The following is a 10605-nucleotide window of genomic DNA, read 5'->3' as shown; positions in this document are numbered from 1 at the left end:
CGCCAATAGCCGGCCAGCCAGTCGAGGTCGGTCGGTCGGCGGGCGAACGACCAGAGATTCTGCCGATCGAGCTGATCGAACAGGCGATCGACGTCGGTGATGCCCTTGGCCCGCGCGAAGGTCTCGACGCGCGCCCGGTCGAGCGCCGCCATCACTACGACCAGGGGCCTCTCGGCGGGCTCCGGGTCTTTTTTCGGCCTCTCGTTGCGGACGGCGCTGATCAGTTCTTGGTCAGCGTTGACCGGCTCGAGCTTCTCATCGGGCGGCGGCAGCGGGATCCGCTCAAGTAGCGTCTTCAGATCGCGCTTGAACTCCCAATCGCTCACCCGCCCGCTCAGCACTATATGGATGCGCGTCGAAAAGCCTTCGATCGCGTCGGCGACGTCGTTCAATATATCCAGCAGCGCGAAATCCGCCCGCTTCGCCTCATCGACGGAATCCAGGAAAAGCCAGCACGGTTCGGCGGTGGACTGCCATTGTTCGAAGCGGCGCCATTCAGCCGTGCCGAGGGCGGACTGAAGGCTGCCGCGCTGTCCGACCTTTTGCAATGTGGTGATGAAAGCCGTCCGGTCGTCGGCGCGCATGCGCTTGGCCTGCTCCGCCAGCTCGGTCGACTTGCCGCTACCCGCCTCTGCGAGGATGACGACGCGCCGTCGCTCTAGCAGCGCCTCCCAATCGTAGTTGCCCGAATAACTTTCCAGATACCGCGCTAGGTCGACGTCGATCGCGGCCTCCCCGTCCCAGCGAACGAACTGGCGGTCGAGGGGTACAGGGTCGGTCATTGGCACATGTCTCGCTGGTGGTCACAATGGGATCGCGGAGGTTATCGGAGGCCTCGCCTGAGATGGTAATGACAAACCTCTGGGAAAAACAATGTCATCACAATCCGCTACGCACCTGCGCACAGATTAAGATTGCCAGTTGCTCGAGCGCAGCGGACGGTAGTCTACCGAGTGCGGACATCGTGGTGCGCTCCCGCGCTTCCTCAATGGATGTCCGCTTTTGGGATCCACACGCGCAGCGTTCAACGACCACGATGGGGCGCTTTGCCGACTGGTCGCGTCCGACCCTATTGCAGTCATCGGCAGCCATGGTACGCCTTCCCGAAGGCTGCATTAGGCACGCCGGCCCCCTCGTCGGTCCCCCCATGGACAGACGGCTTAGGGAAACGATATCGTTCCGAGCGCTAGGGAGGGGTGGGGTATGTAATTCATCTACGTCGACGAAAGTGGTGCACGCGACCAGGGCGACATCTTCGTTATGTGTGGGCTCATGCTCGATGCATACAAGCTTAGAAAGAAGACTGACGACTTCGATAAAAAGCTGGAAGCTATCTTCGCGCAACATCCAGGCGCACGCGGCGACCTCAAGACAAAGCGCTTCATCAATGGCGCCGGGGCATGGAACCAAGTACCCGCGCAGGAGCGCAAGGACTTTCTGCGCGACATTTGCCAACTTGCGGTCGCGAATGGCGGCAAGGTCTTTGGAATTGCCTTCTCATTCAATCTCTTCGACACTGCTATTGCTGCCGGTCACGGTCACCCCTTCGCGAACAGCTATTGGATTGCGGGGGCGATGCTAGTCAGTTCAGTTGTGCAGAAGAAAATGCAGAGCGTAGCGAATTCCAAAGGGCTCACGGTCTTTATCATGGATGACAACAAACATGAGATGGCTAACTTTTCGGAAGGGCTCTATCGATCCCACGAATGGTATGATGGGCTCTACCAGTGCCGCGGCAAGAAGCGCGGTAAGAGCGTCTGGCTGGAACGCAAGCCGAAGGACAGGTTCGATCAGATCATCAATACGGCCTTCGCCATCAAGTCCGACCACTCGTCGCTGGTGCAGGTCGCCGATGCATTGAGCTGGGTTTATCGACGCCACCTCGAGCTGAAGGCGCAGAACGAAGGTTATGCGGGCGAACAGGCTTACTATCAAGAGCTGGTAGACATTATAGAGCCGCAGCGCGAAAAGTTGGGCCAATGTCCAAAGATGCCGTGCGTCAAATTTTATCAGGCTGCATGCCACGAAGAATGGGCGATCTGACGGGCAGCTCGTATGGTCGGAACGTCGCGCGTTGCTGTCGAAATGCGGCAGTAATCTCAATGGCTACATTCCCAACTTCGACGCCAGAAGTGGTCAGACAAGAATCCATTCGGAGCGAGGCATTTCAGGTCGCATAAGCCAAATGGCGGCTTTGAAGAAAGCCTAGAGCCCGTCCGAACGACAGAAATGGGGCGCAAAGCAGCCGTATCCTTCAACAACGAACAGATGTCCGCCTCGGGCCGAAAGCCGCCTTCGGTAGCGTTTGCTACCTGATCCCACTCCTCATGGCTGTGCACCACCCTTGACGAATGCCCGTGATCGCCTAGTCTGCAACATCATCCTCCGGAGCATTTCCATGACGCAGTCTTTGCTCTTCGGCGCCTTTCTGGCGGCGCTCTTTTACGTGCTCATTCCGGGACCCGCCTTCCTGCAGCTGCTCGGCATCGGCGCCGGGCAGGGCCGCAAGGCCGGCGCTTTCTTCATGATGGGGCATCTGGTCGGGGATCTTATCTGGTCGTCGCTGGCGCTGATCGCGATCGTCGGCGCAAAGACGATCGGAACCTTCGTCTTCGACCTGCTCGGCCTTGCCTGCGGTTTCTACCTCGCCTGGATCGGCTGGAGCGCCGTCAATGCCAAGCCGAAAGCGGAAGGGCAGGCGCTTGTTGTGGTCGAGCGGCCGTTTCGTCGTGGTCTGATCTTCGGCGTCACCAATCCGAAGGGCTATCCGGTGGCGCTCGCCACCTTCACCGCACTGGTTGCAGGCTCGGCCGGCGCGCTTGATTTCGAGGCGTTGCCGGTGCTTCTCGTCGTGTCGTTCGTCGGTTTCGTGACTGCCGACATCATCCTGATCGGCATCATCGGCGCCGGTACGGTGCGGCGCTTCTATCGCGCCCATGAGCGGTTGATCGTGCGCTGCTCCGGCGTGCTCTTCATGGGATTTGCCGCCCAGGCGCTCTGGCACGCAACGCCCGGCCTGCTCGGCTGGCGCAAGGCCTGACCTAAAGCGCGTCGCGCCAAACTTGAATCATGCAACGCGCTTGTCTTTGTTGTTATGCATGTCGCTATCCCAAAACCGCTGCGCACTTTTCGGCGACATGCTCCGATCAGCCATCCAGAAAATTGACGATCGATTTTAGCGTCTGGACCTCGTTAGCATCGCCGATGGACATGGCGACCTGCAGCTGGTTCTTGTAATAATCGAGGAAATTGAAGCTGGTGCCGTCGGTGACGCTGGAGAGATCGATGACGTTGCCGAGCGGATCGATCGCGTGCATGGGTAGCGGTTCGGAGATCGCCGCGTAGGTATTCTGATCGATCAGGCCGCTGTCGAAACTCTGGCGTGCGTAATTGCGCAGCTCTCCAGGGCTGACCGCGGTGAAATCCGGGCCTTCGCCAACTTCGTCTTCGATCTGGAACGAGGCCGGGGCGGCAGCTCTGGTCTCGATTTCAATATCAGAGGTCTTCGAACTTTTTGCGTTATTGGGATTGTTTTTAAAAAGCAAACTCTGAGAAGACCGCACAGAAAAAATTTCCATGGCGCATGTCCCCTTACAAGAAGAACATCGGAAAACTAGCGCCTGCGCGTGATTCGCGTCAATCGTTAACGATTGGTTAATTTTCACGTATCAATTGTTGTCCACCAGATTTGACGGACGTCCATCAGATTGGCAGACGGGGCAAAAGGCCCTACCCGGCAACATACCAATTTCACGACGGCTCTCCTATATTGACGATCCATCTGCATGCCAAAAGGAATTCTCCGATGCCTTCTCCACATGATTTCAATCCGGCGCTGGTGACCTGGGACGGTCTTCACGGCCTGCYGCGTTTCGATGCCCTGGATGACGGTGATTTTGCCGCCGCCTTCGAGGCCGCACTTGCCGCTCATGAAAGGGAAATCGACGAAATTGCCGGAAACGGCGATGCGCCGACATTCGCCAATACGGTCGTAGCGCTGGAGATTGCCGGCGAGGCACTGTCGCGTGTCTCGGCGCTGTTCTGGAACAAGGCAGGTGCGCATACCAATGATGTGATCCAGGCGCTGGAGCGGGAGATCTCGCCGAAGATGTCGCGCCACTATTCGAAGATCGGGATGAATGCAGCACTTTTTGCCCGTATCGACACGCTTTGGGAGAATCGCGAGACGCTTGGCCTGACGCTCGAACAGACACGCGTGCTGGAACGCCACTGGAAAGGCTTCGTCAAATCGGGCRCCAAGCTTGACAAGGTCGAACAGGAAAAACTCGCCGCGATCAATGAAAAGCTTGCCGGCCTCGGGACACAATTCGGCCAGAACGTGCTGGCCGACGAGAAGGCCTGGGCACTGGTCCTTTCGGACAGCGCCGAGCTCGAGGGCCTGCCGGAATTCCTTCGTGACGCGATGGCGGCGGCAGCGCGCGAACGCGGCGAAGAGGGCAAATATGCGGTGACGCTGTCACGTTCGATCATCGAGCCGTTCCTGACCTTTTCGGAGCGCCGCGATCTGCGCGAGCAGGCTTTCAAGGCGTGGGTGGCGCGCGGCGAAAATGACGGGGAGACGGACAACCGCGCGGTCATCAGGGAAACGCTGGCGCTGCGCCATCAGGTAGCGACGCTGCTTGGCTACGGCAATTTCGCCGAGCTGAAGCTCGACAACACGATGGCGAAGACGGCGGATGCGGTGAACGGCCTGCTCAGGGCTGTCTGGGCGCGGGCGGTGAAACGCGCCGGCGAGGAGGAGACCGATATCGCGGCACTGATCGCCGAGGAAGGCCGGAACCACGAGGTGATGCCCTGGGACTGGCGCCACTATGCCGAAAAGATCCGCGCACGGAAGTTCGATTTCTCCGAAGCCGAGCTCAAGCCTTATCTGCAGCTCGAGAAGATCATCGAAGCCTGCTTCGACGTGGCCGGCCGGCTGTTCGGCATCCGCGCCGTCGAGAAGAAGGGCGTGGCCGCCTATCACCCGGATGTCAGGGTGTTCGAAATCAGGGACCGCGCGGACAAGCTCGTCGCCCTCTTCCTCGGCGATTATTTCGCCCGCAGCTCGAAACGCTCCGGCGCCTGGATGAGCTCGTTGCAATCGCAGCACAGGCTGGAGCTGAAGGATGGCCGCCACGGCGAATTGCCGATCATCTACAATGTCTGCAACTTCGCCAAGCCGGCGGAAGGCAAGCCGGCGCTGCTGTCGCTCGATGATGCCCGCACACTGTTTCACGAATTCGGCCATGCGCTGCACGGCATGCTTTCGAATGTCACCTATCCCTCGGTTTCGGGCACCGGCGTTTCGCGCGATTTCGTCGAGCTGCCGTCGCAGCTCTACGAGCACTGGCTGACGGTGCCCGCTATTCTGAAGCGCTATGCCGTGCATGTCGAAACCGGCGAGCCGATGCCGCAGGCCCTGCTCGACAAGGTGCTGGCAGCGCGCACTTTCAATGCCGGTTTCAATACGGTCGAGTTCACCTCGTCGGCGCTGGTCGACATGGCGTTTCACACGAGAACGACCGTCGAGGACCCGATGGCGGTGCAGGGTGAGGTGCTGGCCGAGATCGGCATGCCGAAGTCGATCGTCATGCGCCATGCAACGCCGCACTTCCAGCACATCTTTTCCGGCGGGTATTCGGCCGGTTATTACTCCTACATGTGGTCTGAGGTGCTCGACGCCGACGCCTTCGCCGCCTTCGAGGAGACGGGAGACGCCTTCAACGGCGAGATGGCGCGCAAGCTCAAGGACAATATCTATTCCGTCGGCGGTTCGGTCGATCCGGAGGACGCCTATAAGGCCTTCCGCGGCAAGCTGCCGAGCCCGGATGCGATGCTCGTCAAAAAAGGACTTTCGACCTTCGAGGAATTGACAGGCAGCGACGCCTAAGACAATTTGATGACATGCGATGATGCGGCGGGGCGACAGCCTTGCCGCAGCTTTTGCGCGTTCCCCCCTTTCGCAAACGCAAAAAAAACTGTATGGACGCCCCAAACTAATAGGCGCGCCCTCTAGAGCGTGCGCCCCAGCTTCAGAGATTTCACATATGGCACTTCGCAATATCGCGATCATCGCGCACGTTGACCATGGCAAAACGACCCTGGTGGATGAGCTTCTCAAGCAGTCCGGCTCGTTCCGCGAAAATCAGCGTGTCGCTGAGCGCGTGATGGACTCGAACGATCTCGAAAAGGAACGCGGCATCACCATTCTCGCCAAGGCGACTTCGGTGGAATGGAAGGGTGTCCGCATCAACATCGTCGACACCCCCGGCCACGCCGACTTCGGTGGTGAMGTCGAGCGCATTCTCTCGATGGTGGATGGCGCGATCGTTCTCGTCGATGCGTCCGAAGGCCCGATGCCGCAGACCAAGTTCGTGGTCGGCAAGGCGCTGAAGGTTGGCCTTCGCCCGATCGTCGCGATCAACAAGATCGACCGTCCTGATGGCCGCCACGAAGAAGTCATCAACGAAGTCTTCGACCTCTTTGCAAACCTCGACGCGACCGACGAGCAGCTCGACTTCCCGATCCTCTACGGTTCGGGCCGCGACGGCTGGATGAACGTCAATCCGGAAGGTCCGAAGGATCAGGGTCTTACGCCGCTTCTCGACCTGGTGCTCAAGCATGTTCCGGAGCCGACCGTCCACGAAGGTCCGTTTACGATGATCGGTACGATCCTCGAAGCCAACCCCTTCCTCGGTCGCATCATCACCGGCCGCATCAATTCCGGTTCCATCAAGCCGAACCAGGCAGTGAAGGTTCTCCACGCTGACGGCAAGACGATCGAAACCGGCCGTATTTCCAAGATCCTCGCCTTCCGCGGCATCGAACGTCAGCCGATCGAAGAAGCGCATCAAGGTGATATCATTGCGATCGCCGGCCTTTCCAAGGGCACGGTCGCCGATACCTTCTGCGATCCTTCGATCACCGCACCACTGCCGGCGCAGCCGATCGATCCGCCGACCGTCACCATGTCCTTCATCGTCAACGATAGCCCGCTGGCGGGCACCGAAGGCGACAAGGTGACCTCACGCGTCATCCGCGACCGTCTCTTCAAGGAAGCAGAAGGCAACGTCGCCCTGAAGATCGAAGAAGCCGAAGGCAAGGATTCGTTCTACGTGTCCGGCCGCGGCGAACTTCAGCTCGCCGTTCTCATCGAAACCATGCGTCGCGAAGGCTTCGAGCTTGCCGTGTCGCGTCCGCGCGTCGTGATGCACAAGGATGAAAGCGGCCAGCTTCTTGAGCCGGTCGAAGAGGTCGTCATCGACGTCGACGAAGAACATTCCGGTGTCGTCGTGCAGAAGATGTCCGAGCGCAAGGCCGAAATGGTCGAGCTGCGTCCGTCGGGCGGCAACCGTCTGCGCCTGCGTTTCTACGCACCGACCCGTGGCCTGATCGGCTACCAGTCGGAACTGCTGACGGACACGCGCGGCACGGCGATCATGAACCGCCTGTTCCACGACTACCAGCCCTACAAGGGTGTGATCGGTGGCCGCGTCAACGGCGTGCTGCTCGCCAACGCTCCCGGCGAAGCCGTCGCCTATGCGATGTTCAACCTGGAAGATCGCGGCCCGATGATTATCGAGCCGGGCGAAAAGGTCTATGCCGGCATGATCATCGGCATCCATTCGCGCGACAACGACCTTGAAGTCAACGTCCTGAAGGGCAAGCAGCTCACCAACATCCGCGCCGCCGGCAAGGACGAAGCGGTGAAGCTGACGCCGCCGATCCGCATGACGCTTGATCGCGCTCTCTCCTGGATCCAGGATGACGAGCTGATGGAAGTGACACCGAAGAATATTCGTCTGCGCAAGATGTATCTCGACGCAAACGATCGCAAGCGTTTCGAAAAGTCGAAGGCGGCTCTCTGAGAGCCTGAAGCGCGTCGCACTCTTTCAGAAATCCTTAGAAAACCCCGGCCTTCACGCCGGGGTTTTTTATTGTGCGCCGCGTCGATTCCATCTTGTGACAATCGTTAAAAAAGCGTTAACTTTTGATCGTCGTCCACATATCAAGTCTGTGGGCAATCGATCACAATGCCGCTGTGCATATGGTTAATTGCCCTCGGCGGGACCAGAGTAAACGTTATGAAGACGTTGTCGATCGATGTCCGGCGGGCCGAGCCGCAAGATGCYCGAGCCATATCGGAAACACACAGGCTTGCCTGGCAACACACCTATGCGGGCATCATTCCGCATCGCGCACTGACGCAGATGATCGAGCGTCGCGGCGAAAGCTGGTGGCGCAAGGCAACGCGCGGCCCGGCAACGCTGCTGGTTCTCGATGTTGCCGGGACAGTCGCCGGCTACGCGACGCTCGGCCTCAACCGCGCCCGCGCTTTGCCGCAGGAAGGCGAGATTTACGAGCTTTATCTTCGGCCCGAGTATCAGGGCATCGGCCTCGGCAGGATGCTGTTCGGCGAGGCGCGCCGGCTCTTGAAGTCGCTCGGCTGCAACGGGCTGGTTGTCTGGTGCCTCGAGGAAAACGAGAACGCCAGCGACTTCTACCGCAATCATGGCGGCGTCGATTTCTGCGAAGGCATGGAGAGTTTCGACCACAGGCAATTGAAGAAGATCGGCTTCATCTGGAGCTGAGCGGCGGCGTCATTCCCTATATTAGGCAGCACTTCAAACGCTGCAGCGGCCTTTGCGCTTCTGAAAGGCGCGCGGTGCTGGTCGGCCTACGACTATCTCCTATTAGAAACTTTTGATGTGAATGGGCGCCGGTGCAGTCAAGCATTGACGCTGTGCCATGTTGCGTTGCCACATGAAACTGATTATCTGGCTGCCAGCAAATTCAACCTCGCGGGAGTTTCTTATGCGCATCGACGCCATTTCAATCGGCAACAATCCACCTGAGGACGTCAACGTTATCGTCGAGGTTCCGGTCGGCGGCCATCCCATCAAGTATGAGATGGACAAGGAAGCCGGCACGCTGGTGGTCGATCGTTTCCTCTATACGCCGATGACCTATCCGGGCAATTACGGTTTCGTGCCGCACACGCTGTCGGAAGACGGCGACCCGATCGACGTCCTGATCGCCAGCACCCGCCCGCTGGTTCCCGGCTGCGTCATCAATGTGCGCCCGATCGGCGTCCTGAAGATGGAAGACAATTCCGGCAAGGACGAGAAGATCATCGCCGTGCCGTCGCCGAAGCTGACGCTGCGCTATGAAAAGGTGAAGGACTACACCGATCTTCCGGARATCACGCTGAAGCAGATCGAGCACTTCTTTGAGCACTACAAGGATCTGGAACCTGGCAAGTGGGTGAAGATCTTCGGCTGGGGCGACTCCAAGGAAGCCGGCGAACTCATCCTCGAAGCCGTCGAACGCGCCAAGAAGAAAGGCTGATCACTCAGCCTAAAACTATCTCGAGCTTTTTTATCAAATCCTCCGGATCGCCGTCGATCCGGAGGATTTTTTTGCGCGCGGTCTCACCCGAGACGAGGCTGACGCTGGATTTGGGAATGCGCAGGGATTTTGCGATCAAAAGGATGAGTGCCTTGTTGGCCTTGCCTTTCTCGGGCACGGCAGTGACGCGTGCCTTCAGGAACGCTTCACCCTCGGCGTCGGCCTCGATGCCATCGAACGCGTCCCGTCCGCCATTCGGCGTCAGCCGGACGGCGAGGCGCAGATGGTCATCAAAAAGGCTCCAGGGACGGCTCAAGCGACCAGCGGGTACAGCGTGGTCCAAAGCAAGGTGCGCAGGAAGAAGATGATCAGCAGCAGGATGATCGGCGAAATGTCGATGCCGCCAAGGTTCGGCAGAAGGCGGCGGATCGGCTTCAGCACCGGTTCGGTTACATTATAGAGGAATGTGCCGACCGAATTGACGAACTGATTGCTGGAATTGATAACGTTGAAGGCATAGAGCCAGGAAAAAATGGCACTGGCAATCAGGATCCAGGTGTAAATATTCAAAGCCAAATCAATGGTTTGAAACAGCGCAAACATCATCGTCTCCAATTCGTTGTTGACAGACATGTAGACATTGGCGACTAAACGAGCAAGTGCCGTGTGGAAACGCACGGTGAATCATGTTTAACGGGCGGCTTTGCCGCTATTCCGGCGCCCGTCTCCTCGGAAAACCTCCATGTCGTTTTCGCCCACCGGAGACCGTTTTGCCGCGTTCCGGCATTCGTCCTACACGCGGTTCTTCTTCGCGCGCTTCCTGCTTTCCTTCTCGCAGCAGATCGTCAGCGTCGCCGTCGGCTGGCAGATGTACGATCAGACGGGCAGCGCGATCTATCTCGGTTTGATCGGTCTCGTGCAGTTCCTGCCGTCGCTGCTGCTCATCCTCGTCACCGGTTCGGTGGCCGACCGGTACAATCGACGGGCGATCGCCGCCCTCTGCTCGCTGGTGAGCGCGCTCTGCACGCTAGCGCTGCTTGTGATGACTTTGATGGGAAGCTTTACGCCGCTGCCTGTCTTCGCGGTGCTTTTGATCTTCGGCATCGAGCGCGCCTTCATGTCACCGGCAGTGCAGTCGCTGGCGCCCAATCTCGTGCCGGAGGAGGCACTCTCCAATGCCATCGCCTGGAATTCGTCGTCCTGGCAGCTCGCGGCAATCACCGGGCCGGTGCTCGGTGGCTTACTCTACGGTGT

11 protein-coding genes are annotated in these 10605 nt (G+C 59.1%); 7 read left to right on the top strand and 4 right to left on the bottom strand.

What is annotated here, in order from left to right; all coding sequences use genetic code 11:
- A partial coding sequence (locus AC1D1Z_RS29480) for a hypothetical protein (RefSeq protein ID WP_477852456.1) occupies nt 1-782 on the bottom strand: 782 nt, incomplete at its 3' end.
- A 430-nt stretch (nt 783-1212) separates the two neighbouring features.
- Between AC1D1Z_RS29480 and AC1D1Z_RS29475 the strand changes: the two genes are divergently transcribed.
- Both AC1D1Z_RS29475 and AC1D1Z_RS29470 read left to right on the top strand, forming a co-directional pair.
- Nucleotides 1213-2043 (top strand): DUF3800 domain-containing protein, encoded by an 831-nt coding sequence (locus AC1D1Z_RS29475; protein WP_205929467.1) that lies wholly within the window; start codon nt 1213-1215, stop codon nt 2041-2043.
- Nucleotides 2044-2398: 355 nt separating this feature from the next.
- A complete protein-coding gene (locus AC1D1Z_RS29470) occupies nt 2399-3040 on the top strand; it encodes a LysE family translocator (RefSeq protein ID WP_012759334.1) in 642 nt (213 codons plus the stop codon).
- Between the two features lie 106 nt (nt 3041-3146).
- On the opposite strand, the gene AC1D1Z_RS29465 is transcribed toward AC1D1Z_RS29470, so the two are convergent.
- On the bottom strand, nt 3147-3578 hold the full coding sequence (locus AC1D1Z_RS29465) for a hypothetical protein (RefSeq protein ID WP_113542443.1): 432 nt from the start codon (nt 3576-3578) through the stop codon (nt 3147-3149).
- A 227-nt stretch (nt 3579-3805) separates the two neighbouring features.
- On the opposite strand from AC1D1Z_RS29465, the gene AC1D1Z_RS29460 reads away from it, so the two are divergent.
- The 4 genes from AC1D1Z_RS29460 to ppa all read left to right on the top strand — a co-directional run bounded on the left by AC1D1Z_RS29460 (nt 3806) and on the right by ppa (nt 9351).
- Entirely contained in the window at nt 3806-5893 is a 2088-nt protein-coding gene (locus AC1D1Z_RS29460) for a M3 family metallopeptidase (protein WP_477852453.1), read from the top strand.
- Nucleotides 5894-6050: 157 nt separating this feature from the next.
- The gene (gene typA / locus AC1D1Z_RS29455; RefSeq protein WP_477852452.1) at nt 6051-7871 is read left to right on the top strand and encodes a translational GTPase TypA; all 1821 of its coding nucleotides are present in this window, start codon (nt 6051-6053) and stop codon (nt 7869-7871) included.
- A gap of 216 nt (nt 7872-8087) precedes the next feature.
- A complete protein-coding gene (locus AC1D1Z_RS29450) occupies nt 8088-8594 on the top strand; it encodes a GNAT family N-acetyltransferase (protein WP_018243937.1) in 507 nt (168 codons plus the stop codon).
- 223 nt (nt 8595-8817) lie between these two features.
- Complete coding sequence (ppa, locus tag AC1D1Z_RS29445) at nt 8818-9351, top strand: inorganic diphosphatase (RefSeq protein ID WP_011653868.1); 534 nt, start codon at nt 8818-8820, stop codon at nt 9349-9351.
- Nucleotides 9352-9355: 4 nt separating this feature from the next.
- Here ppa and AC1D1Z_RS29440 read toward each other — a convergent pair whose 3' ends face one another.
- Together AC1D1Z_RS29440 and AC1D1Z_RS29435 are read right to left on the bottom strand one after the other, a co-directional pair.
- Complete coding sequence (locus AC1D1Z_RS29440) at nt 9356-9667, bottom strand: DUF167 domain-containing protein (protein ID WP_131646912.1); 312 nt, start codon at nt 9665-9667, stop codon at nt 9356-9358.
- Nucleotides 9664-9954 carry a YggT family protein gene (locus tag AC1D1Z_RS29435; protein WP_018448228.1) on the bottom strand — a complete coding sequence of 97 codons (291 nt, stop codon included), beginning with the start codon at nt 9952-9954 and terminating at the stop codon, nt 9664-9666. Before AC1D1Z_RS29435 ends, AC1D1Z_RS29440 begins: the two co-directional genes overlap by 4 nt.
- A 139-nt stretch (nt 9955-10093) precedes the next feature.
- On the opposite strand from AC1D1Z_RS29435, the gene AC1D1Z_RS29430 reads away from it, so the two are divergent.
- A partial coding sequence (locus AC1D1Z_RS29430; RefSeq protein ID WP_477852450.1) for an MFS transporter occupies nt 10094-10605 on the top strand: 512 nt, incomplete at its 3' end.

The sequence above is a fragment of the Rhizobium sp. P1_E1 genome, from assembly GCF_056406015.1.
The sequence above is the reverse complement of the archived record's forward strand: the minus strand, read 5'-3'. Positions and strand labels throughout refer to the sequence as shown.